We start from the raw sequence: 21,472 nt of genomic DNA on the forward strand, positions 1-21,472 counted from the left end.
CCTCAGTTCCGGTCGTCGTGGGCGCGCGCGTCGATCGCGGCGCCGATCACCGTGACCCTATCGGACGCCAGCGCGGAGTCCAGTGCCGCGCGCAACCCGTCGCGATCATGAACTATGACACCGTCGCCCCCGAAGGCGCGGCCGATGGCGGCCACATCCTGCGCCGGAGCGGGCGATGCGTCGACGAACACCACGACCGCCGCGGGAAGACCCATCGCGGCCGCCGTGGCCAGTTCACCCGCCACCCGCAAGAAACCGGCCGCCCCCGAAAACGCCACGACGGGGCGATCCGGCGCGGCCAGTTTCACCCCCAGGGCCAGCGGCAAGGCGCATCCCATGGCACCCAGCCCCGACGATTGCAGCAGTGTCCGTGGCGTCCGACAACGCCACATCTGGCTGATCAAGATACGGTGTGCCCCACCGTCGACCGTTGCGATCGTATCGTCCGGCAAGACATCACGGCAAAGCGCAATCACCGCCGCCGGGCCCCAGGCCTCACCGTCATCAAAGGCGGCGGCCAGGGCATCCCGCGCGGCCGCGATCTGGCCGTCGGTCCACAAAGGGCGCACCGGCAACGGCCCCAACGCCGCAAGGGTCGCGCCGGTATCGGCCACGAAGGACAGCGACGCGTGGTGCATGTAGTGATGATTGGGCGCACCGTGGATGTCGATCACGCGCGTTTCATCAGGGTTCCACGCATCGCGCCACCCGGTGCGCATTTCGACGGGGTCATAGCCCACGCACAGGATCAGATCGGCCTGATCCAACAGCGGCAACAGGATATTATCCGCCTGCGACGAAAGCCCGGCAACGCCCAGCGAGAGGGGGTGATCCTCGGACAGCAAGCCCTTGGCCTTGCAGGTGGTGATAACGGGGATCGAGTTGGCGGTTGCAAAGGCGCGCACCGTGTCGGCGCCGCCGTCCTTCAGCACGTCAAGCCCGACGATCATGATCGGGCGGTCGGCTTCGGAAATCCAGCGGTTGGCCTTGCTCAGATTGGCCGGGATCACCGGCGCGGGCACGGCCCGCCTGCCCGCCATCGCCACACCCTGCGCGCCCGCCACCGCGGGCGGCACGTCGATATGCACCGGCCCCGCCCGTCCTTCGGTGGTGATGGCCACGGCCTTGTCGGCGATCACCCCGGCGGCGGCAGCGTCGAGCGTGAAGGCCGCCTTGGTGATCGGTGCGAAAACCGCGCTGTGTTCCAGCACTTGGTGGGTGTGGGTCTGCGCCTCGATGCCATCGACACAACCTGTCAACACGATCAGCGGCACCCTGTCCTTGTGTGCCTGGGCCACGACGTTGACAGCCGCCATCGCACCCGGACCGGCGGTTGTCACCAGAACGGCCGGGGCACCGTCAACCTGATGCACCCCCTCGGCCATGAAGCCGGCGGCGTTTTCATGGGTGCAGCGATGAAATGCGATGCCCGCCTGGTCCAGCGCGTCGATCAGGGCCGCAACCGCGCCGCCCGCCACGCCAAAGGCATGGCGACAACCCGCCGCGTGCAGGCGGCGGGCAACGATATCGGCGGCGCGGGGCGCATCGCTCATGATCCGGTCTTTCGCTGGAACGAGGGTGCTTCAGGCATTCCGGCGGATCAGGTTCCGATCTTGTGATACAGCTTGACGCGCGAATTCATCGGCACCCGTGCATAAAGATCAGCGGCCTGGTCGTTGACCAACCGCGCACAGCCGTTGGACACGGCCCGCCCGATCGTGTTCGGCAGATGCGTGCCGTGGATCCGCAGGAAGGTGTCGCCGATGCCCGGCTTGAACAGATACAGCGCCCGTGCGCCCAGCGGGTTGGTCAGACCACCGGCAAGCCCGTCCTTGTATTTCGCATAGGAACCCGGATCGCGCTTGATCATGTCGGGGGTCGGCGTCCAGCTTGGAAACTCCTTTTTCGCGCCGACATAGAATTCGCCGGGCTCGTACAGCCCGGGCCGGCCGATGCCGACCGTATAACGGATCGCCTGCCGGTCGGGCAGCGTCCAGTAAAGCGCGAATTCATCGGGCAGCACGTGGATTTCATTTGGCGCAAGATCGACCCGAAGGGTCACGTAACGCGGTTTGAACTTCTCGGGGACGTCATAGGTGGGAATGCGCGGCGCGGCGGCCAGTGGCGTGGCACCCAGAAGCCCCAGGGCAGCACCCGTTTGCAGCATTGTCCTGCGGTTCATCATTACTCAAGCCTTTCTGTCATTCCGGCGCCGTCGGCAGCACGACAAGCGCATCGAATCGCGTGTATAATGAATGTGCGACGCGTCCTGTTCCCTGACAATAGCGTTCCGGGTGTTTTCGCGCGCCCTGTGTCCCGTCTCACGCGCTATTTACGGCACGCCTCAGACGATGGCGCGCGCGAACAGGCTGAACAGCCCGCCGATCAGAAACGCCCCGCGCACCCACAGCCGGCCGCGCCCGATCAACGCGAACGAGATCAGGCCGAGCCCGACAGCCAGCCGCGCAAACGCCCACAGCGCCCACAGCGGATCGGTGAACAGCGCGATCAGCTTGGGGTTGGCGATCATGCCCAGCGGGATCAGGTACAGCCCGATCCCCAGCGACATCGCGCAGCCCGCCACCTTCAGCCAGTTCTCATTCACCATCCCCGCGGCAATGAACACGGCGCCGCAAACCGGCGGCGTGATGGTGGACAGCAGCGCGAACCAGAACACGAACAGATGCGCCTGAAGCGGGGCGATCCCCAATTCGATCAGCGCCGGACCCGCCACGGAAACGCAGATGACATAGGCAGCCGTGGTCGGCACTTCCATGCCCAGCAACAGACAGGCCAGCGCCGTCAGCAACAGCGACGGCCACAGCATGCCCCCCGACAGCCCGACGATGCCCGAGGTCAGCTTGACCCCCAGACCGGTGATCCCCAGCACCCCGATCACGATCGACGCGCACAGGATGATGGCGCCGATCATCGCGACCTGACGGCCGGCCTCGACCACGGCACGGGCCAATCGATGGCCGCCCTGACGCAGATTGAACGACGGCGCCGCATCGAAGAACAACAGGACCGCGCCCGCCAGCACCGCCAGCGCCGCTGCGTATTGTGGCGTGAAGGCGGCGGCGAACATGCCCCACATCAGCAAGGTAAAGGGGATCAGGAAAAACCCCGAGGTGACCAGAACCGCCCGCCGGTCGGGGCGTTGATCGACCGGCACGCCCTTCAGCTCGTATCGCTGGGAATAGGCGTCAATCCCGACCCACACCGCCAGGAAATACAGGATCGCGGGCAACAGCGCGGCGCCCATGATCTCGACATAGGGCACCCCCGTCAGCTCGACCATCACGAAGGCGCCCGCACCCATCAGCGGCGGCATGATCTGGCCGCCCGACGACGCCACCGCCTCGACCGCGCCGGCCAGCTTTCTCGGGTATCCCAGTTTCGTCATGGCCGGCAAGGTGATCGCCCCCGTCGACGCCACGTTGGCGGATGCCGACCCCGATATCGACCCGAACAGGGCCGACGACAGAACCGCGACCTTCGCCGCGCCGCCGGTCAGACGACCGGCCGCGGCCGAGGCGACGTTCATGAACCCCTGCCCGGCCTCGCCGGCGTTCAGGACCGCGCCGAAGATCACGAACACCGACACGACGCCGACGGAAACGCCGGTCAGCGATCCCCAGATGCCGCCTTCGGCGATGGTCAATGTGCCCAGAAAACTGCGCAGCGGTGTCCCGGCATGGCCGAACTGGCCCGGAATATGCTGGCCGAACAGCCCGTAGAGCAGCGCCGCCAGCGCCACCAGCGGCAATGGCCAGCCGATCGCCCGGCGCGCCGCTTCAAGCGTGACGGCCAGCAACAGGAACGCCAACGCCACCTGCCCGGGGCTTTCGAGAAATCCGTACTGGTTGCGCAGCATGTCGACATTCAGGGCCACCCAAAGACAGGCGCCCACCCCGGCCACGGTCAGGACCGCGCCCGAGATCAGCCCCCAGCGACCGCGCGGCGCGAACAGGAACACGAAGGGCAACACCAGCGCCATGTGCAGCGGGCGCGCGACGAGGTTCGGGACAAGGCCGGAAAAGATCAACCCGATATGAAATGCGCAACTCAGCGCACCGAACGCCACCCAGAAGGCGCGGGACAAGGCAGGCATGGGCGGTCCTCCGACAACGCCGCCGCACCGATGCAGGCGCGGCGGCGGATCGCTTACTTCTGGGCGTCGCTCAGCTCGATCCCGGCTTCTTCATAGTAACGCACCGCACCGGCATGGATCCGGGTCGTCACGTTTTCCAGCATGTCGGTCTTGACGGCGGCCCACCACGGCGCGTTGTTGGCCAGGCGCTCGCGCTCCTCCCAGAACGTTTTCGTCAGGGTATAGGCGGTTTCGTCATCCATCTTGTCGGTGGTATAGGCCACGACCGGCAACGACGTGGTGGTGACATCCCCCTCCTGCCCGGCATAGGTGCCCGCGGGGATCACCAGCTTGGTGCGCTTGCTGGCCGCGACCTGGTCGTCGGTCATCGACAGGATGGTGACGGGGGTGGAGGCCGCCGCCTCGATCACATTGGGGGCGGGATAGGAACCGGCCGTCACGAAGCCGTCGATCTGGCCGTTCTTCAGCGCCGCCACGGCGTTGGACAATTCGGAATCCGCGATCGTCACCTTGTCCGTCAGCCCGAACATCTCGAGATACTTCGCACCTTCGGTCGCCCCGAACGAGCCGGAGCCCAGAAGGATCGTGGTGCCGGCAAGACCGGCCAGATCCGTCACGCCACTGTCGGCGGACATCACGAAATGCATCGTCAGGCTGGGAATCGGAAACAGCGCACGGATGCCGTCGAACGACGTATCGCCCTTGCCCTCGAACGGGCCGGCCGCCTTCTGGGCAGCACCGACCAGGGCGGGTGGCGTGGTGAAGACGTAATCGCCGCCGCGCGCGCGCACCTCCATGACGTTCTGGACCGACCCCTGGCTTTCCTCGACCGTCACGGAAATGTCGCCACCGGTGCCCGACTTGATCGCCTCGGCGAATTCGACGCCCATCTGGTAATACGACGATCCGGTCTTGGCCGATTTATACGTGACGCGTGTCTGTGCCATGGCCGGCGCGGCCAACGCCAATGCGCAAAGCGTCAGGGCGGCGTGTCTGAAATGGATCATGGTATCCTCTCCCGTGGTTGTCGATCAGGCGGCACTCGCGGCCGATGGCACCCATAGAGCGGCCCACCGCCCGGGACACAAGTGCAAATGCCCGGCGAAACAGCACCCACAAACAATCCCGCGTGAGAATGCGCCCGCCGCACTTGCACTCGGACGCGGCTCTGCCATTGTGCGCGCCGACCCGGGCCTGTGTCCCGCCCCCCTTGCCGGAGCCCCTGATGAGCCGTCTTTCCCTGTCCGCCTTCGCCCTTGCCCTCGGCCTTGCAACACCGGTCCTGTCCGAGGGATTGACCGACATGACTCCGGCCGAACGCGCCGCCTTCGGCACCGAGGTGCGCGCCTATCTGCTGGAGAATCCCCAGGTCCTGATGGAAGCCATCGCCGTGCTGGAACAACGCCAGGCGAACGAACAGGCCGTCGGCGACGCCCAGCTTCTGGAAGACAACGCCGACGCCCTGTTCAACGACGGCCACTCCTATGTCGCGGGCAACCCCGAGGGCGATGTGACCATGGTCGAATTCATCGACTACCGCTGCGGATACTGCCGCAAGGCGCATCCCGAAGTCGCCGAACTTCTGGCGCGCGATGGCAATATCCGACTGATCGTAAAGGAATTTCCCATCCTCGGCGACGAATCGGTGCTGGCGTCGCGGTTCGCCCTGTCGGTCAAGAAGGTCGCGGGCGATGCCGCCTACGGCACCATCTATGACGCGCTGATGAACCTGCGCGCCGATGTCACCGAAGCCTCGCTGCGCGCCCTGGCCGAAGACAGCGATCTGGACGGCGACGCCATCATGGCCGGCATGGACGACCCCGAGATCGACCGCATCATCGCCGCAAACCGCGCCCTGGGCCAGACACTGCGCATCAACGGCACGCCCAGCTTCGTCTTCGGCGACCAGATGGTGCGTGGCTATGTGCCGCTCGACACCATGGAACAACTGGTGGCCGCGCAACGCGACGAGTGAGGCGCGCCCCTTCCGGCGGCGCGTTTACCGCCGGGTTCGGGTTTTGAGTATTTGGAGCAAGAAAAAGCAACGCCGGTTTTCTTACCGACCGAAATACTCCCGCCGGAGGCGCCCGTCGTCACGACAGGCGCTCCGGCCTGATCATTCTGCCGCGCGGTCAGCCGCGGCTGTTTCGGCTTCGATCGCCTCTGCGCGCTTTTCCACCTGTTCGACGATGTGATCGATCATCTGCGCGTTGCTCAGCTTGTGACTCTGCTTGCCGGCGAGGTAAACCATACCCGACCCGGCACCGCCGCCGGTGAAGCCGACGTCGGTCATCAGCGCCTCGCCCGGTCCGTTCACGACACAGCCGATGATGCTGAGGCTCATCGGGGTCTTGATGTGTTCCAGCCGCTTTTCCAGAGCCTCGACCGTCTTGATGACGTCGAACCCCTGGCGCGCGCAGGACGGGCAGGAAATGATGTTCACGCCGCGGTGGCGCAGGCCCAGGGATTTCAGGATTTCGAACCCGACCTTCACCTCTTCGACCGGGTCGGCCGAGAGCGAGACGCGGATGGTGTCGCCGACCCCCATCCACAGCAGGTTGCCAAGGCCGATGGCCGATTTGATGGTGCCGCTGGTCAGCCCGCCCGCTTCGGTGATGCCCAGGTGGATCGGTGCGTCGGTGGCGTCGGCCAGCGCCTGGTAGGCGGCGGCGGCCATGAACACGTCCGACGCCTTGCACGAGATCTTGAATTCGTGAAAGTCGTTGTCCTGCAGGATGCGGATATGCTCGAGCCCGGATTCGACCATCGCATCCGGACAGGGTTCACCGTATTTTTCCAGCAGGTGACGCTCGAGCGATCCGGCATTCACGCCGATGCGGATGGAACAGGCGTTGTCGCGGGCGGCCCTGATCACCTCTTTCACGCGGCTCTCGTCGCCGATGTTGCCGGGGTTGATCCGCAGGCAGCCCACGCCCGCCTCGGCTGCCTCGATCGCGCGTTTGTAGTGAAAGTGGATGTCCGCGACGATCGGCACCGGGCTCTCGCGCACGATCTCCTTCAGCGCCCGCGTCGCCGCCTGGTCCGGTGCCGAAATGCGCACGATGTCGGCGCCCGCGTCGGCCGCGGCAATCACCTGGGCCAGCGTCGCCTTGACGTCGCCGCTGTCGGTGTTCGTCATCGTCTGGACGGAAATCGGCGCGTCGCCGCCGACCGGAACCTTGCCGACCATGATCTGGCGGCTTTTGCGCCGTTGGATATTGCGCCACGGACGGATCGGATTGTGCGACATCTGGAAGACCTTGACTCTGTTCGGCGTGCACCCGGTGAGATAGGTCAGCCGGGGGTGCGGCGCAACGGTTCCGGCGAACGAACCCCGCGCTAGGGCGTCACGGGGTCGCGCGGTGCAAGCAGCGAGGCGTCAGCAACCACGGTGGCCAGATCTCCGTCATCGCTCAGGTCGGCCACCTGATACTGCTGGCGCAGGTTCTCGGCGGTCAGGTCCAGGTTCTTGGTCACCTGGCCGCTGCGACCCGCCGGGCCATAGGGATCGCCGTTCACCGCGAAATAGATCGCCCCGGATTCGCCGGTCAGCAGGGTCGCGGCCTCTTCGGTTTTCGGCAGGACGAACCGGTCGCCCTTGCTCATGATCCGTTCATAGATCACCGACCCGTCGGCCGCCTTGACCCGCACCCAAGACTCGCGCACCGCGAACATCACGACTTCGGGAACATTCTCGGCCACCACCTGGATCGCGTCTTCGTCACCGGAAGCGGCGCCGATGTTTTCGGGCATGCCCGGCATGATGGGCGCCGTTGCGGTGGCCGTGTCGGACCGGGCGCCGGCCTGCGCCATGGCCGCCGTCGACAGGCCAGCGGGCTTCAGCGTGGCGATGGGGCCATCGCGCGCGATCATCACCGGAACATCCAAGGCCTGGGGGCGATAAAGCCGGTCAAAGCTGTCGGGTTCGCGCGGCGTGACGCCCGCGACCGCATCGTCGCCCACCGGCAGTTTCGCGGTTGCCGCCGCCAAGGGGTCCAGCTCGGACACCACGCCGGGGGTCTGGTCGACCGGCACGAACTGAACCTTCTGCACTTCGTTCAGCACGGCGTATCCGCCGTATCCCAGCCCACCGATCAGCGCCAGAAGCACCAGGGTCGATCCGATGGCACCGGGTTCGATCCGCGACAGCAGGCTGGGCGCCACGGGCGCGAACAAGGCCGAGTTGTCGGCGAAAGGGTCGCGGTGCCGCAGATCGCCCTGACGCGGTTCAGACCGTTTGGACGACGCGGCGGATGACATGCCGTGGGCCGTCTCGAAATTGCCTTCGGCACAGAAGGCCTTGTAGGCCCACTCGGGGTCCAGACCCAGATAACGCGCATACGAGCGGACGTATCCGGCGATGAAGCCCGGTGTCTCGAACGCCTGGGGATCGGCATTCTCGATGGCGGCGATATACGTCGCCTTGATCTTCAATTCACGCTGAACATCGAGAAGAGATTTTCCGAGGGTCGCGCGTTCACCGCGCATGACATCGCCGAGTCTAAGGTCGAAATCATCAAAGCCTCGGGGAGTTTCATCCTCGATCACCTGCGCCGCCCGAAACCGTCGGATCATGTCGCCCATCCACTTGCCACTGCCAAACACCCCTGTCGGCCGATTCGTGCGCCGGCCTGATTTGCATTAAGTTACCATAGGGTGCGGCGCATTGCACATGCAGAAAATGTAGTGTTTTCAAGTTCGGCGGGAATAAGCGCAAGAGGCGCACCGCCAAGTTTGCGGCGATGACGGGCGGCGCCGGACGTCTGGAACCCGGCGGCGTCAGGGATGCGGCGCAGCAGGATCACGCCGCGCCACACAACTGCGCCCTGCGACCCCGCAAGAACGGCCACACCCCTGCCAATCGCACCGAAAGAACCCTTGCCGATCAATGCGATACGCCCAAGGCTTCAGTCGCCGACGACAACGCGGCAATCCGATGCGCCCTGGCTGCGGGCCGCGCCGCTGCACGACGTCGTCGCGGCGGCACCGGCACCTTGCCCCTTGGCGATCGACCATTCGCCGGTTGACGGCGAAATCGCCAGCGCCTTGGGGCTTCCGGCGCCGACATAGCTGTTGTTGAAACCCGCCGTTGCGTCGGCCGACAATGTCAGGGCCCGCGCTTCATAGCCCGGCGGCAGGATATGGGCCGCGATCCGGCATTCCGCCGCGCCCGCCGTGCGCGAGGCGTTGCACGCCGCCAGCGCCGCCTGCTCGGCCGCGCCGATGCTGTGGTGGTTCGCGGACGCCTGGGCACCGGCAATTTTCGAGCCGGTCAACGATACCGCGAAGGCACCATAGTATTTCTGGCCGCGGAACTGTTCGCCGATCGCCGCCTTCACCGTGTCCGAAAGGCCGGGCAGGTTGAACACGACGACGCGCACGCCCTTCGCCGGGAACAGGGCGGCGCGCGCTTCGGCTTCGGTGGAAATGCCCTGGGCGGTTGCGCCGCCGGACGCCAGCACGCCGACGGCCAGCGCGGCTGTTGCTGAAATGTGGAGTCGCATCGCAAAATCCTCATATGGTCTTTGGCCCAAGACCTAGCGTTCCGCGCGGGGGCTGGCCAGTGCTTCGTCGCCCGTCGGCAAAGCCCCGCGTGATGTCTGGACAGCGGGGCCCGGCCTGCTAGGGTCCGCCCGAACCACCGCCATATATCAGGAGCCCCCGATGAGTCTCGACGCCGTCTTGGCCCGCATCGACGCGGAACTGCCCCAGGCCACCGAACGCCTGATGGATCTTCTGCGCATTCCGTCGATTTCGACCGATCCCGCCTTTGCCGATGATTGCCGCGCCGCCGCCGATTGGCTGGTCGCGGACCTGCAAAGCCTGGGGATCGATGCCGACAGCCGGGCGACGCCGGGCCATCCGATGGTCGTGGGACATGGCGGAGACGGTGGGCGGCACCTGTTGTTCTATGGACACTATGACGTGCAACCCGTTGATCCGCTTGAGTTGTGGGACAACGATCCGTTCGATCCCAAGGTCGAGGAGACACCGACCGGCCCGGTGATCCGGGGCCGCGGGACGGCCGACGACAAGGGCCAGTTGATGACCTTTGTCGAGGCTTGCCGCGCCTGGGTCGCCGTCCACGGAAGCCTGCCCTGCAAGCTGACGTTCCTGCTGGAGGGCGAAGAGGAATCCGGCTCGCCCTCGCTGACGCCGTTCATGGAGCAGAACGCGGATGAGCTGCGCGCCGATATCGCGCTGATCTGCGATACCGCGATGTTCGATCCCGACACGCCCTCCATCGTCACCATGCTGCGCGGCAACCTGACCGAAGAGCTGACGATCACCGGCGCCGACAAGGATCTGCACTCGGGCTATTACGGCGGGCCGGCGCGCAACCCGATCCACGTCTTGTCCAGCATCATCAGCGATCTGCACGACAAGGACGGGCGCATCACCCTGCCCGGCTTCTATGACGCCGTGCCCGAGATTTCGGACGAACTGCGCGCCCAATGGGACGGCCTGGGGTTCGACGCGGCCGCTTTCCTTGGCGCCGTGGGCCTGAGCGAACCGGCCGGCGAAACCGACCGCACGCCCCTGGAACAGATCTGGGCGCGCCCGACCTGCGAGGTGAACGGCATCTGGGGCGGCTATACCGGCGCGGGGTTCAAGACTGTGCTGCCGGCGCAAGCTCATGCCAAGATCAGCTTTCGTCTTGTCGGCGATCAGGATCCGCATGCGATCCGCGAGACATTCCGCACTTTCGTGAAAGACCGCCTGCCGTCCGATTGCACCGTCACCTTCAAGGGCCACGGCGCCAACCCGGCGGCGCGGATGTCGATCGACGATCCGGCCTTTGAACTGGCCCGGCGCGCGCTGTCGCCGGAATGGCCGAACGAGGCCGCGTATATCGGGGGCGGCGGATCGATTCCCATCGCGGGACACTTCAAGTCGATCCTGGACATGGATTCGATGCTGATCGGATTTGGCCGCGACGACGACCAGATCCATTCGCCGAACGAGAAATACCACATGGAAAGCTTCCACAAGGGCACGCGCGCCTGGGCGCGGGTTCTCGATGCGCTGAGCCGGGGTTAGATCATGGCACAGAAGATCATCATCGACACCGATCCGGGCCAGGACGACGCCATCGCGATCCTGCTGGCCCTGGCCAGCCCGGATGAATTGGACGTGCTGGCGATCACCGCCGTCGCGGGCAATGTTCCACTGGCCTTGACCGAGAAGAACGCCCGCATCATCAGGGAGTTGGCGGGCAAACCGAACGTTCCAGTTTATGCGGGATGCGACACCCCCCTGGTGCGTCCGTTGGTCACGGCGGAACACGTTCATGGCAAGACCGGCCTGGACGGTCCGGTATGGCCAGAACCCGTGCTGCCCCTGGCCGAAGGGCATGCGGTGGATGCCATCATCGACATCCTGCGGCGCGAGGATGCGGGGACCGTGACGCTCTGTGCGTTGGGGCCGTTGACGAACCTCGCGCAGGCTTTCAAGACCGCCCCGGATATCATTGAACGTGTTGAAAAAATCGTCCTCATGGGGGGCGCATATTTCGACGTGGGCAACATCACGCCCACGGCCGAGTTCAACATCTACGTCGATCCCCAAGCTGCGGATATCGTGTTCAGATCCGGCATCGATATCGTCGTTCTTCCGCTGGACGTGACGCACAAGGCATTGGTGACGGCCGAGCGCAACCAGGCGTTCCGCGATCTGGGTACCAAGGTGGGCCGCGCGGTGGCCGAGATGACGGATTTCTTCGAACGCTTCGACAAGGAGAAGTACGGCAGCAGCGGCGCGCCGCTGCACGACCCCTGCGTGATCGCCTATCTGCTGGCGCCCGACCTGTTCACCGGGCGTTTCATCAACGTCGAGATCGAGACGGTTTCGGAGCTGACCATGGGCATGACCGTGGCCGACTGGTGGGGCGTGACCGACCGCGCGCCCAACGCCACGTTCATCGGCGACTTGGATGCCCAGGGGTTCTTCGATCTGCTGACCGAACGCCTGTCACGTTATACCGACCCGTCAGCGACCACGGGATGAGCGTCACCCTCACCTTGGCGGGCGCGAACGATCTTGACCGGCTGCTGGCGCTTGTCACCGTGGCCCACCCCGAGATCACCAAGCCCGACGCCTTGCGCAAGGCGGTGGCCCCCCTGGTTGAGGGCACGCCCCATGGCGCCGCCTATCTGATCGGCCCGCCCCGCGCGCCAGTGGGATACCTGATCCTGGCCTTCGGATACGCGGTGCAGCGCGGCGGGATCGAGGCGCGGGTGACCGACATCTTCATCCGCAGCGGCGTGCGCAAGCGCGGCATGGGCAGCGACGCGATCACCGCGCTGGCCGGCGCCCTGGCACCCCACGGCGTGCGCGCCATCGGCATCGAATTCGACATCGACACGCCGGGTGCGGCGGCACTTGGGCGACGGGCCGGAATGCGTGGCGTCGACGGCTCGCGGGTCATGACGCGCAAGCTGTGACGCCACGGGTGGCAAGACGGGCCTGCACGCCCTAGGTGACAGTCAAAGGATCCTGCCATGACCCCACATTTCACCTTCGACAACAGCTATGCCCGGCTTCCCACGCGGTTTTTCACCGCCCAACCGCCGACACCCGTGGCGCAGCCCGGCCTGATCCGGGTGAACGAACGGTTGGCGCGGGATCTGGGGCTTGACCCGGCTGCGCTGGCCTCGCCCGAAGGCGTGGCGATCCTGTCGGGCAACGCCGTGCCCGACGGCGCCACGCCGCTGGCGCAGGTATATGCCGGGCACCAGTTCGGCGGCTGGTCGCCGCAACTGGGCGACGGGCGCGCGTTGCTGATCGGGGAAATCCAAACGCCGTCAGGGCGTTACGACCTGCAATTGAAAGGCTCCGGCCCGACGCCCTATAGCCGCATGGGCGATGGGCGCGCGTGGCTCGGGCCGGTGATGCGCGAATACATCGTGTCCGAGGCGATGCACGCCCTGGGCATCCGCACGACCCGCGCATTGGCCGCCGTCACCACGGGCGAAGACGTGTTCCGCGAACGCCGCTATCCCGGCGCCGTGCTGACCCGGATCGCGCGCAGCCACATCCGCGTCGGCACGTTCCAGTATTTCGCGGCCCGTGGCGACACCGAGGCGCTGCAACTGCTGACCGATCACGTCATCGCCCGCCATTATCCCGACGCCGAAACACGGCTGGACCTGCTGAACGCGGTGATCGCGGCGCAGGCAGATCTGATCGCCGGCTGGATGTCGGTCGGGTTCATCCACGGCGTGATGAACACCGACAACATGTCGGTGGCCGGCGAAACCATCGATTATGGCCCCTGCGCCTTCATGGACACCTATCACCCCGACAAGGTGTTTTCCTCGATCGACCGGAACGGCCGCTATGCCTACAGCGCGCAGCCCGATATCGCGATCTGGAACCTGGCCCAGTTCGCCACCTGCCTGTTGCCGCTGATGGGCGACGACCGCGACCGCGCGGTGCAACAGGCGACCGACGCCTGCCACCGCTTTCCGGCACTGTTCACCGATGCCTGGCTGGCGCGGTTCTGTGCCAAGCTGGGTCTGGCCGGAGAAGAGGAGGAAGACGCCGATCTGATCCACGGATTGCTGGACCGGATGGCCCATGGCCGTGCCGATTTCACCAATACCTTCAGGCGTCTGGACAGCGATGCGCGTGACGGTTTCGACGATCCGGCGGCGTTTGACACCTGGGCGACACTCTGGAATGCCCGGCGCGCCCGCGATCCGTTGGACGCCGATGAAAGCGCCGCCCTGATGGCGCGCAGCAACCCCGCGATCATCCCGCGCAACCACCACGTCGAGGCGGCGATCCGGGCCGGTCTGGCCGGCGATCTTGCACCGTTCCACGCATTGAGCGAGGCGTTGCAGACTCCCTTTGCCGAGCACGCCGATTACGCGGATGGGCCGCGGGCCGATCAGGAGGTCACGCAGACCTTCTGCGGAACCTGAAGCCCCCGGGCGGACGGTTGATCAGCAACAGCCCCCCCGCCACCAACGCGGCGGCCAGCACCAGCGATGGTCCCACCTGTTCGCCCAGCAGCGCCCATCCCAGAAAGGCACCGATCACCGGCGAAAGGAAGCCGAAGGCCGCCACCTGCCCCGCCGGATAACGCCCCAGCAGCCAGAACCAGATCAGGAACCCCATGAAGGCGACGATCACGATCTGAAACGCCATCGCCCAGACGTGGATGGGTGCCAGATCGCGGATCGGCGGGCCGAACAGGAACGACACGGGGATCAGCACCATGGCCGAAATGGCGATCTGCCACAAAAGAGCCATCGACGCGCCGACCCCCTCCATCGCGGGGGCGCGTGCCGTCAGTGCGATGCCGGTCCAGCACAGGGCCGCGCCCAGGGCGCACAGGTCACCGGCCAAGGATTCCTGACCGCCGCCACCGCGCGCCCCGATCGCGACGACGACGCCGATGAACGCCATGGCCAGACCCACCGCCTTCATCCGCGACAGCCGTTCCCCGTCCAGCAGGAAGTGCGCGGCAAGGGTGGTCCAGACCGGCATGGTATAGAAGATGATGCTGGTGCGGCTGACCGTCGTCAGGTCCAACGCCGTGAACAGCAGCAGGAATTCGACGGAAAAGAACGCACCCAGCAACAGGCCATAGCGCGCGGTGCCGGGGCGGATGCGCACCGGGATGCCGCGCAGCCACATCCAGGCCAGCAGGCAGATCACGGCGCCGAACGACCGCAAACCGGCACCGAACACGGGCTGAAACCCGTCGTTGCCGACCTTGATCACGACCTGATTGAAGCCCAGCGTCAGGGAAAAGGCGATAAGGGCGACCACCCCGAAGGTGTCGATGTTGCGTTTGCGTTCCATGCCGCGTCATTGGCCCGGCCGGGCGGGAAGTCAAGCCGCCCGGCCGTTGCCCATTCAGCGATCAGTCGGTGACGGTGACCTTCGTCATCACGTCGGGCTGACCGGCGACCGCGCCGGTGTTGCCGCCGCCGCGCTTGATGTTGTCGACCACGTCCATGCCGGACGTGACCTTGCCCACGACGGTATATTGACCGTCAAGGTGCGGCGCGGGGGCGAACATGATGAAGAACTGCGAATTGGCGGAATCCGGGCTTGCGGCGCGGGCCATGCCGACGGTGCCGCGCTCGAACGGACGGTCCGAAAACTCGGCTTTCAGGTCGGGCTGGTCCGACCCGCCGGTTCCGGCCTTGCGCAGGTCGCTGCCCATCTTGCCGAATTCCACATCGCCGGTCTGAGCCATGAAGCCCTGGATCACGCGGTGGAACACCACGTTGTCATAGGCGCCCGAGCGGGCCAGATCGGTGATCCGGGCCACGTGCAGGGGGGCCGCGTCCTCGAACAGGTCGATGGTGACGGTGCCGTTGGCCTCGCCGGTCACGTCGATCTTCAGACCGGTGGCGGCGGCGGGCAGTGCCGCAAGCGTGGACAGGGCGGCGGAGAGAAGGAGCTTACGCATCTGCGGCCACTTTCATGCTGATCATGCGGTCGGGGTTCGCGGGCGGTTCGCCCCGGGCGATGGCGTCGACGTGTTCCATCCCTGAAATCACTCGGCCATACACCGTGTATTGCCCGTTCAGGAAGTTGTTGTCGGAGAAGTTGATGAAAAACTGCGAGTTGGCGGAATTCGGGTTCGACGACCGGGCGGCGCCGATGGTGCCGCGATCATGGGGCAGCTTGGAAAACTCGGCCGGCAGATCCGGCTTGTCGGATCCGCCCGTGCCCGCCATGCGGATGTTGAAATCCTTTTCGGCGTTGCCGTTGGACACATCGCCGGTCTGGGCCATGAAGCCGTCGATCACGCGGTGGAACACCACGTTGTCATAGGCGCCGGCGCGGGCCAGTTCCTTCATCCGCTCGACATGCTTGGGGGCCACATCGGGCAGAAGTTCGATCGTGACCGTGCCGTCCTTCAGTTCGATCAGGATGGTGTTTTCGGGATCTTTGATATCGGCCATTGGGATTCCTCAAATTCTGTTCTGCGCAATCTAATCGTGCCGGGCTGCGGGGAAAAGGGCAAAGGCGCGAGGAACGGTTGACGATCTCGTGGACTTGGGGTCTCAAAGAGAGGAAACACAACATGGAGCACCCGACATGGCCTGGAAATCCCTCGACGACATGGATCTGAACGGCAAGATCGTGCTGACCCGCGTGGACATCAACGTGCCCATGGAAGACGGGCGGGTGACCGACGCCACGCGCATCGAACGCATCGCCCCGACCATCGCCGACATTCTGGCAAAAGGCGGCAAGCCGGTGCTGATGGCGCATTTCGGGCGTCCCAAGGGCAAGGTGGTGCCTGAAATGTCGCTGGAACCGCTGGTGCCCGCGCTGGCCGAGGCGTTCGGCGTGCCGGTGCATTTCGCGTCCGACTGCATCGGCGGCGCGGCGAAACGCGCGGTGGCCGCCCTGCCCGCCGGCGAGGTTCTGTTGCTGGAAAATACCCGGTTCCACGCGGGCGAGGAAGCCAACGACAAGCAGTTCGCGGCGTCCCTGGCCGCCTTGGGCGAGGTTTATTGCAACGACGCGTTTTCCGCCGCCCACCGCGCCCATGCCTCGACCGAGGGGATCGCCCGGCTGTTGAAATCCTGTGCCGGCCGGCTGATGGCGGCCGAGTTGAAGGCGCTCGAGGCGGCGTTGGGCCAGCCAAAGCGCCCGGTGGTCGCGGTGGTCGGCGGCGCCAAGGTTTCGACCAAGCTGGACCTGCTGGCCAACCTCGTGCGCAAGGTCGACCATCTTGTGATCGGTGGCGGCATGGCCAACACCTTCCTTGCGGCGCAGGGCATCGACGTTGGCAAGTCGCTGGCCGAACACGAGATGACGGACACCGCGCTCGACATCCTGAAAAAGGCCGAAGAGGCAGCGTGCCAGATCGTTCTGCCCACCGATGTCGTCGTGGCGCGCGAATTCAAGGCGGGGGCCGAGAGTGAAACGGTGGCCGCCGACGCCTGCCCGCCCGACGCGATGATCCTGGACGCGGGGCCGGAAACGGTCGAACGGATCTGCGGGATTTTTGACTCCTCCAAGACCCTGATCTGGAACGGCCCGCTGGGTGCGTTCGAGATCGAACCGTTCGATGCGGCGACCAATGCCGCCGCGGCGAAGGCCGCCGAACTGGCACGCGCCGACGCCCTGATCGCCGTGGCGGGTGGCGGCGACACGGTGGCGGCATTGAACCGCGCCGATGCGGCCGGCGATTTCACCTATGTGTCTTCCGCCGGGGGCGCGTTCCTCGAATGGATGGAAGGCAAGACGTTGCCGGGTGTCGCGGCGCTGGACCCCGAAAGATAGCAGACGGTCGGCGACGCACACGGATCTTGATTTCGCGTCGGGGATTGCGTCTGATCGCAGGCGTTGCATTCGATCAAGGAATTTCCCGATGTCCACGCGCGTCATATTCGCCACCACGGCCCTGTGCCTTTCCCTTCCCAACATCTCGTTCGCCCAGACGGCACCGTCGTTATGGGATCTGCTAAAGCCGGAATACCTGGTACAGCGCGGCCTTCAGGCCGGGATCATGGCGCTGCGCACGCAAATCGACCTGAAATATGGCGCCATGGGGGTCAACCTCGGCATCGGTCAGGCCAGCGTCAGTGATATCGTCGCCTGGCCCCTGCTGGACCATGACACCGAAGGCGCCTGCGAGATCACGGCCGACCGCCTTGAAGTGCGCGCCGCGCCGCTGGACCGTCCCGATCTGATCCGGATCAAGGTTCAGGCGATGGGCGTTGCCGCCACCGTCGATTGCCTGCCGCCCGAACCGCAAGAGATGTTCGCGCTGACCGGGCTGGACGCGATCCACCTGCCCCGCCTGACATTCGATCTGGAATACGACATCGCCGGCGCGTCCGCCGATGTGCATGTCTATGCCAGGATCGACGGATTCGCCGCGATCGATCTGACCGGCGATCTGGATTACCTGTCGCTGGACGGGCGCGAGGACGTCGAAAATCCGAAACCCGTCGTCTATCTCCGCTCGGCCGCGCTGACGCTTGAGAATCTCGGCGGCTGGGAGGCGTTGCAAGGCCAGATCCCGCCGCCGTTCACCGATCCCGCCAGTGCCGCACAGATTGTCGGCGGCATGGTGGGCGGCGCCATCGCCGGCGCCAATCGCCGCGCCGCCGATCCCGAAGCCGAAGGCGACACCAGCGCCCTGAGTGCCAGCCAGCAGGCGTTCCTCGACAGCCTGACCGCCGCGATCCCGTCCTTCCTGAACCAGCCGCGCAAGATCGTCATCGAAACCGGCTTTTCGCCGCTGGACACCGTATTCCTCGACTTCGACGCCTATCCCGACGATCCGCACCTTGTCTTCGCCGATCTTCAGCCGGTGGTGTCGCTGTCATCGGCGCGCGCCCGCGCGGCCCTGCCCGCCAGCCTGCTGGCGCAAGCACTGGGTGACGGAGCGGGCGATCTGGACGACAGCGCGCGCGCTGCGGTCGGCACCGCCCTGGTTACCGGGGTCGGCGCACCGCGCAGCATCGACCGCGGTCTTGCGCTGCTCGAACCGCTGGCAATGGCGGGCGACGGTGCCGTGGCCCTGACCCTCGCGCGCGCTTTGGACAGTCGCGATCCCGAAGCATCGTATCGATATGCCCTGATCGCCGGCGCCGCATCCCAGACCGGCGCGGCGGTACAGCTGGACCGCCTTGAATCGCGGCTTCCCTTCGCACGGATCCTCGGGCTGCAAAAGGACGTGGTGGGCGACGTCCAGCACCCCATCGAAGCCCTGCAACGCGTGGCGCTGATGCGCGAGGAGGCCGCGATGCGGCTGTCGGGCATCGGTCGCATCCGGTCGTATCCGGTGGCCGCACTCTGGGCCATTCTCGCCTCGGCCGCCGGCGACGGCGAAAGCGCCGACATCCTGGATCAGATCGACGAACGCGTGCGCATGGCTGACACGGAGGGAAAGGCCCTGTGGGCGGAGGCCGAACAGGAAGCAGCGGCCTTGGCGATGGAGGCGTGGATCGGTCAGGACCTGCCGGCGCGGTTTGGCGCCAAACCCTGACAAGCCCTGACAAACGCGGCAAAATCGCGCCGATCCGGGCGCGTCGCGCCGGGTGTTCCGACTGTTAGCGCCATCAACATGGACACCCCTCGTGCAAGACCTTAGCACGGGGTCAACCGCAGCCATCTTCAAGGAGCCTTCATGAAAACCTCGCGTATCGTCAAACAGATCCTCGCCAATTATGAGGGCGAGACGCCCGGCGTTAAGGGGAAGCTCTGCCAGATGCTGATGCACGGGCGCCTGCGCGGCACCGGCAAGATGATCATCCTGCCCGTCGACCAGGGGTTCGAACACGGCCCCGCCCGCAGCTTTGCCCCGAACGAGCCGGCCTATGATCCACACTATCATTACCAGCTTGCCATCGACGCGGGCCTGTCCGCCTATGCCGCGCCACTGGGTCCGCTGGAAGCCGGAGCAGACACCTTCGCGGGGCAGATCCCGACGATCCTCAAGGTCAACTCGGCCAACTCGCTGATGTCGAACACGGCCGGCAAGAACCAGGCCGTCACTGCCTCGGTCGACGACGCGCTGCGCCTTGGCTGTGCCGCCATCGGCTTCACGATCTATCCCGGGTCCGACAACGGCATCGACATGATGGAAGAAATCGTGGCGATGCGGAAAGAAGCCGCCTCCAAGGGCATCGCGACCGTGATCTGGTCCTATCCGCGCGGCGAAGGCATCTCCAAGGAAGGCGAGACGGCGATCGACGTCGCCGCCTATGCCGCCCACATGGCGGCCCTGCTTGGCGCGCATATCATCAAGATCAAGCTGGGCACAGACCACCTCATGCTGCCCGAGGCCAAGAAGGTCTATGAGGAACAGCAGATCGACGTGGCGACACAGGCCGCACGGGTGCGCCATTGCGTGCAGTCGTCATTCAACGGACGCCGCCTGATCGTCTTCTCGGGCGGTGCCAAGAAGGGCGAGGATTCGGTGTACGACGACGCCCGCGCAATCCGCGACGGCGGCGGCAACGGCTCGATCATCGGTCGCAACAGCTTCCAGCGCGATCGCGACGATGCACTGAAGATGCTGGACAAGCTGGTGAACATCTACAAGGGCACCGAATAAACCACCCTTGATCGGGATCGGCCGCGTGCGCCGATCCCGATCACATGCAGATTTCTGCACGGCACCGATTCGAAAGTGATTCCCTCGCGCATTGAAATATGCCAGACTTGGTCGAAACCGCCCGCAGAGGCGCAGTGAGGCATGGCATGACACAATCGCGCGGACGGCCGGAAATTGGCGTCGTAATCTATTTTGCCCTGGCATTCGTGTTGGGGGTTTATTTCACATTTGCCAGTGTTCAGGGCGATTTCGGCCTGTTCCGCCGCGTCCAGATCGACGCCGAAGCAAAAGTGCTGAAAGCCGATCTTGCCGAACTCGACCGGGAACTGGCGGCATTGCAGAACAAGACGCGCCGGCTGTCCGACGCCTATCTCGATCTCGACCTTCTGGATGAACAGGCCCGCGATATCCTGGGCATGGTGCGCGCGAACGAGGTCGTTCTGCGCTGACAGCGGCTAGTCCGCGGCGCCGATCAGGTGGTTCATCATCATCGAAGGCTGCGAACATCCCGCTTCGCCCACGATGCGTGCGGGCACGCCCGCCACCGTTTTCATCGGCGGCACCTCCTCAAGCACGACCGACCCGGCCGCAATGCGCGAGCAGTGACCGACCCGGATGTTTCCCAGAACCTTGGCACCCGCGCCGATCAGAACACCGTCGCCGATCTTGGGGTGACGGTCGTGATCTTCCTTGCCGGTGCCGCCCAGCGTCACGGAATGCAGCATCGAGACATTGTCGCCAACGACGGCCGTCTCACCGATCACGATGGAATGGGCGTGGTCGATCATGATCCCCTGCCCGATCCGCGCCGCGGGATGGATGTCGACGCCGAACACCTCGCTGGTGCGGGCCTGGATGTAATAGGCCAGATCGAAACGCCCCTGATCCCACAGCCAGTGTCCCAGCCGATAGGCCTGAACCGCCTGGAACCCCTTGTAGAACAGCAACGGCTGCATCAGTCGGTGACAGGCCGGATCACGATCCAGCGTCGCGACCAGGTCAGCGCGTGCCGCCCGCCCCAACCCGGGTTCGGACGTGAACGCCTCGTCGGCGATTTCGCGCATGATCTGTTCCGACATCTCGTCCGAGGCCAGCTTCAGCGAGATGCGAAAACAAAGCGCGTGCTCGAAGTTGGAATGGTGCAGGATACTGGTGTGGACCAGCCCGCCCAGCAGCGGTTCCTGTGCCACGCTTTTCTCGGCCTCGGTCCGGATCCGCGACCAGACCGGATCGACGGCCGCGACCTGTTCGTGCGCTTTGGCCATGTGCGTGCCCTTTCCGCTGAAACACTGACCCTGATATAGGCTCGTGGC

At 65.5% G+C, this 21,472-nt stretch carries 20 protein-coding genes; 9 read left to right on the forward strand and 11 right to left on the reverse strand.

Going from position 1 to position 21,472, the window contains the following annotated elements; all coding sequences use genetic code 11:
• Positions 1–2: 2 nt before the first annotated feature.
• The 4 genes from CFP68_RS01840 to CFP68_RS01855 form a co-directional block, all read right to left on the reverse strand.
• Entirely contained in the window at positions 3–1,553 is a 1,551-nt protein-coding gene (locus CFP68_RS01840) for a thiamine pyrophosphate-binding protein (RefSeq protein ID WP_099823837.1), read from the reverse strand.
• A gap of 47 nt (positions 1,554–1,600) precedes the next feature.
• Complete coding sequence (locus tag CFP68_RS01845; protein ID WP_099824198.1) at positions 1,601–2,182, reverse strand: L,D-transpeptidase; 582 nt, start codon at positions 2,180–2,182, stop codon at positions 1,601–1,603.
• A gap of 162 nt (positions 2,183–2,344) precedes the next feature.
• The gene (locus CFP68_RS01850) at positions 2,345–4,114 is read right to left on the reverse strand and encodes a TRAP transporter permease (protein ID WP_099823839.1); all 1,770 of its coding nucleotides are present in this window, start codon (positions 4,112–4,114) and stop codon (positions 2,345–2,347) included.
• A 53-nt stretch (positions 4,115–4,167) separates the two neighbouring features.
• Positions 4,168–5,121, reverse strand: a complete 954-nt coding sequence (locus CFP68_RS01855; protein ID WP_099823841.1) for a TAXI family TRAP transporter solute-binding subunit — start codon at positions 5,119–5,121, stop codon at positions 4,168–4,170.
• 218 nt (positions 5,122–5,339) lie between these two features.
• On the opposite strand from CFP68_RS01855, the gene CFP68_RS01860 reads away from it, so the two are divergent.
• Complete coding sequence (locus CFP68_RS01860) at positions 5,340–6,089, forward strand: DsbA family protein (protein ID WP_099823843.1); 750 nt, start codon at positions 5,340–5,342, stop codon at positions 6,087–6,089.
• Between the two features lie 141 nt (positions 6,090–6,230).
• On the opposite strand, the gene ispG is transcribed toward CFP68_RS01860, so the two are convergent.
• From ispG to CFP68_RS01875, 3 genes are all read right to left on the reverse strand, one after another.
• A complete protein-coding gene (ispG, locus tag CFP68_RS01865; protein ID WP_099823845.1) occupies positions 6,231–7,364 on the reverse strand; it encodes a flavodoxin-dependent (E)-4-hydroxy-3-methylbut-2-enyl-diphosphate synthase in 1,134 nt (377 codons plus the stop codon).
• A gap of 89 nt (positions 7,365–7,453) precedes the next feature.
• A complete protein-coding gene (locus tag CFP68_RS01870) occupies positions 7,454–8,689 on the reverse strand; it encodes a helix-turn-helix domain-containing protein (RefSeq protein WP_099824200.1) in 1,236 nt (411 codons plus the stop codon).
• 332 nt (positions 8,690–9,021) lie between these two features.
• Entirely contained in the window at positions 9,022–9,618 is a 597-nt protein-coding gene (locus CFP68_RS01875; protein WP_145953376.1) for a 5-aminolevulic acid synthase, read from the reverse strand.
• Positions 9,619–9,778: 160 nt separating this feature from the next.
• On the opposite strand from CFP68_RS01875, the gene CFP68_RS01880 reads away from it, so the two are divergent.
• Genes CFP68_RS01880 through CFP68_RS01895 form a run of 4 tightly spaced genes read left to right on the forward strand, consistent with a single transcriptional unit; the run spans position 9,779 to position 14,040 of the window.
• Entirely contained in the window at positions 9,779–11,155 is a 1,377-nt protein-coding gene (locus tag CFP68_RS01880; RefSeq protein ID WP_099823849.1) for a M20/M25/M40 family metallo-hydrolase, read from the forward strand.
• A 3-nt stretch (positions 11,156–11,158) separates the two neighbouring features.
• Positions 11,159–12,121, forward strand: coding sequence for a nucleoside hydrolase (locus tag CFP68_RS01885; protein ID WP_193825198.1), 963 nt, complete (start codon positions 11,159–11,161; stop codon positions 12,119–12,121).
• The gene (locus CFP68_RS01890) at positions 12,118–12,558 is read left to right on the forward strand and encodes a GNAT family N-acetyltransferase (RefSeq protein WP_099823854.1); all 441 of its coding nucleotides are present in this window, start codon (positions 12,118–12,120) and stop codon (positions 12,556–12,558) included. Before CFP68_RS01885 ends, CFP68_RS01890 begins: the two co-directional genes overlap by 4 nt.
• Before the next feature lie 57 nt (positions 12,559–12,615).
• Complete coding sequence (locus CFP68_RS01895) at positions 12,616–14,040, forward strand: protein adenylyltransferase SelO (RefSeq protein WP_099823857.1); 1,425 nt, start codon at positions 12,616–12,618, stop codon at positions 14,038–14,040.
• Here the strand turns inward: CFP68_RS01895 and CFP68_RS01900 are convergent.
• From CFP68_RS01900 to CFP68_RS01910, 3 genes are all read right to left on the reverse strand, one after another.
• The gene (locus CFP68_RS01900; protein WP_099823859.1) at positions 14,015–14,926 is read right to left on the reverse strand and encodes a DMT family transporter; all 912 of its coding nucleotides are present in this window, start codon (positions 14,924–14,926) and stop codon (positions 14,015–14,017) included. The genes CFP68_RS01895 and CFP68_RS01900 overlap by 26 nt on opposite strands.
• A gap of 61 nt (positions 14,927–14,987) precedes the next feature.
• Complete coding sequence (locus CFP68_RS01905; RefSeq protein ID WP_099823862.1) at positions 14,988–15,542, reverse strand: peptidylprolyl isomerase; 555 nt, start codon at positions 15,540–15,542, stop codon at positions 14,988–14,990.
• Positions 15,535–16,041: a peptidylprolyl isomerase gene (locus tag CFP68_RS01910; protein WP_099823864.1), complete on the reverse strand. Its 507-nt coding sequence runs from the start codon at positions 16,039–16,041 to the stop codon at positions 15,535–15,537. The genes CFP68_RS01905 and CFP68_RS01910 overlap by 8 nt, the downstream gene beginning before the upstream one ends.
• A 136-nt stretch (positions 16,042–16,177) precedes the next feature.
• Here CFP68_RS01910 and CFP68_RS01915 point away from each other — a divergent pair, with 136 nt between their 5' ends.
• The 4 genes from CFP68_RS01915 to CFP68_RS01930 all read left to right on the forward strand — a co-directional run bounded on the left by CFP68_RS01915 (position 16,178) and on the right by CFP68_RS01930 (position 20,608).
• A complete protein-coding gene (locus CFP68_RS01915) occupies positions 16,178–17,374 on the forward strand; it encodes a phosphoglycerate kinase (protein ID WP_099823866.1) in 1,197 nt (398 codons plus the stop codon).
• 88 nt (positions 17,375–17,462) lie between these two features.
• On the forward strand, positions 17,463–19,088 hold the full coding sequence (locus CFP68_RS01920) for a hypothetical protein (RefSeq protein ID WP_099823868.1): 1,626 nt from the start codon (positions 17,463–17,465) through the stop codon (positions 19,086–19,088).
• A gap of 141 nt (positions 19,089–19,229) precedes the next feature.
• On the forward strand, positions 19,230–20,159 hold the full coding sequence (locus CFP68_RS01925) for a class I fructose-bisphosphate aldolase (protein WP_099823870.1): 930 nt from the start codon (positions 19,230–19,232) through the stop codon (positions 20,157–20,159).
• 146 nt (positions 20,160–20,305) lie between these two features.
• On the forward strand, positions 20,306–20,608 hold the full coding sequence (locus tag CFP68_RS01930; protein WP_099823872.1) for an FtsB family cell division protein: 303 nt from the start codon (positions 20,306–20,308) through the stop codon (positions 20,606–20,608).
• Positions 20,609–20,614: 6 nt separating this feature from the next.
• Here CFP68_RS01930 and cysE read toward each other — a convergent pair whose 3' ends face one another.
• Positions 20,615–21,424 (reverse strand): serine O-acetyltransferase, encoded by an 810-nt coding sequence (gene cysE / locus CFP68_RS01935; protein WP_099823874.1) that lies wholly within the window; start codon positions 21,422–21,424, stop codon positions 20,615–20,617.
• Between the last annotated feature and the right edge of the window lie 48 nt (positions 21,425–21,472).

The organism is Oceaniglobus indicus (genome assembly GCF_002751875.1).
GTDB classification, from domain to species: domain Bacteria; phylum Pseudomonadota; class Alphaproteobacteria; order Rhodobacterales; family Rhodobacteraceae; genus Oceaniglobus; species Oceaniglobus indicus.

What these genes read in the sequence shown, in the direction of transcription:
- CFP68_RS01840 (WP_099823837.1), bottom strand. Translation starts at nt 1,553, where the DNA reads ATGAGCGATGCGCCCCGCGCCGCCGATATCGTTGCCCGCCGCCTGCAC.
- CFP68_RS01845 (WP_099824198.1), bottom strand. Translation starts at nt 2,182, where the DNA reads ATGAACCGCAGGACAATGCTGCAAACGGGTGCTGCCCTGGGGCTTCTG.
- CFP68_RS01850 (WP_099823839.1), bottom strand. Translation starts at nt 4,114, where the DNA reads ATGCCTGCCTTGTCCCGCGCCTTCTGGGTGGCGTTCGGTGCGCTGAGT.
- CFP68_RS01855 (WP_099823841.1), bottom strand. Translation starts at nt 5,121, where the DNA reads ATGATCCATTTCAGACACGCCGCCCTGACGCTTTGCGCATTGGCGTTG.
- CFP68_RS01860 (WP_099823843.1), top strand. Translation starts at nt 5,340, where the DNA reads ATGAGCCGTCTTTCCCTGTCCGCCTTCGCCCTTGCCCTCGGCCTTGCA.
- ispG (WP_099823845.1), bottom strand. Translation starts at nt 7,364, where the DNA reads ATGTCGCACAATCCGATCCGTCCGTGGCGCAATATCCAACGGCGCAAA.
- CFP68_RS01870 (WP_099824200.1), bottom strand. Translation starts at nt 8,689, where the DNA reads ATGATCCGACGGTTTCGGGCGGCGCAGGTGATCGAGGATGAAACTCCC.
- CFP68_RS01875 (WP_145953376.1), bottom strand. Translation starts at nt 9,618, where the DNA reads ATGCGACTCCACATTTCAGCAACAGCCGCGCTGGCCGTCGGCGTGCTG.
- CFP68_RS01880 (WP_099823849.1), top strand. Translation starts at nt 9,779, where the DNA reads ATGAGTCTCGACGCCGTCTTGGCCCGCATCGACGCGGAACTGCCCCAG.
- CFP68_RS01885 (WP_193825198.1), top strand. Translation starts at nt 11,159, where the DNA reads ATGGCACAGAAGATCATCATCGACACCGATCCGGGCCAGGACGACGCC.
- CFP68_RS01890 (WP_099823854.1), top strand. Translation starts at nt 12,118, where the DNA reads ATGAGCGTCACCCTCACCTTGGCGGGCGCGAACGATCTTGACCGGCTG.
- CFP68_RS01895 (WP_099823857.1), top strand. Translation starts at nt 12,616, where the DNA reads ATGACCCCACATTTCACCTTCGACAACAGCTATGCCCGGCTTCCCACG.
- CFP68_RS01900 (WP_099823859.1), bottom strand. Translation starts at nt 14,926, where the DNA reads ATGGAACGCAAACGCAACATCGACACCTTCGGGGTGGTCGCCCTTATC.
- CFP68_RS01905 (WP_099823862.1), bottom strand. Translation starts at nt 15,542, where the DNA reads ATGCGTAAGCTCCTTCTCTCCGCCGCCCTGTCCACGCTTGCGGCACTG.
- CFP68_RS01910 (WP_099823864.1), bottom strand. Translation starts at nt 16,041, where the DNA reads ATGGCCGATATCAAAGATCCCGAAAACACCATCCTGATCGAACTGAAG.
- CFP68_RS01915 (WP_099823866.1), top strand. Translation starts at nt 16,178, where the DNA reads ATGGCCTGGAAATCCCTCGACGACATGGATCTGAACGGCAAGATCGTG.
- CFP68_RS01920 (WP_099823868.1), top strand. Translation starts at nt 17,463, where the DNA reads ATGTCCACGCGCGTCATATTCGCCACCACGGCCCTGTGCCTTTCCCTT.
- CFP68_RS01925 (WP_099823870.1), top strand. Translation starts at nt 19,230, where the DNA reads ATGAAAACCTCGCGTATCGTCAAACAGATCCTCGCCAATTATGAGGGC.
- CFP68_RS01930 (WP_099823872.1), top strand. Translation starts at nt 20,306, where the DNA reads ATGACACAATCGCGCGGACGGCCGGAAATTGGCGTCGTAATCTATTTT.
- cysE (WP_099823874.1), bottom strand. Translation starts at nt 21,424, where the DNA reads ATGGCCAAAGCGCACGAACAGGTCGCGGCCGTCGATCCGGTCTGGTCG.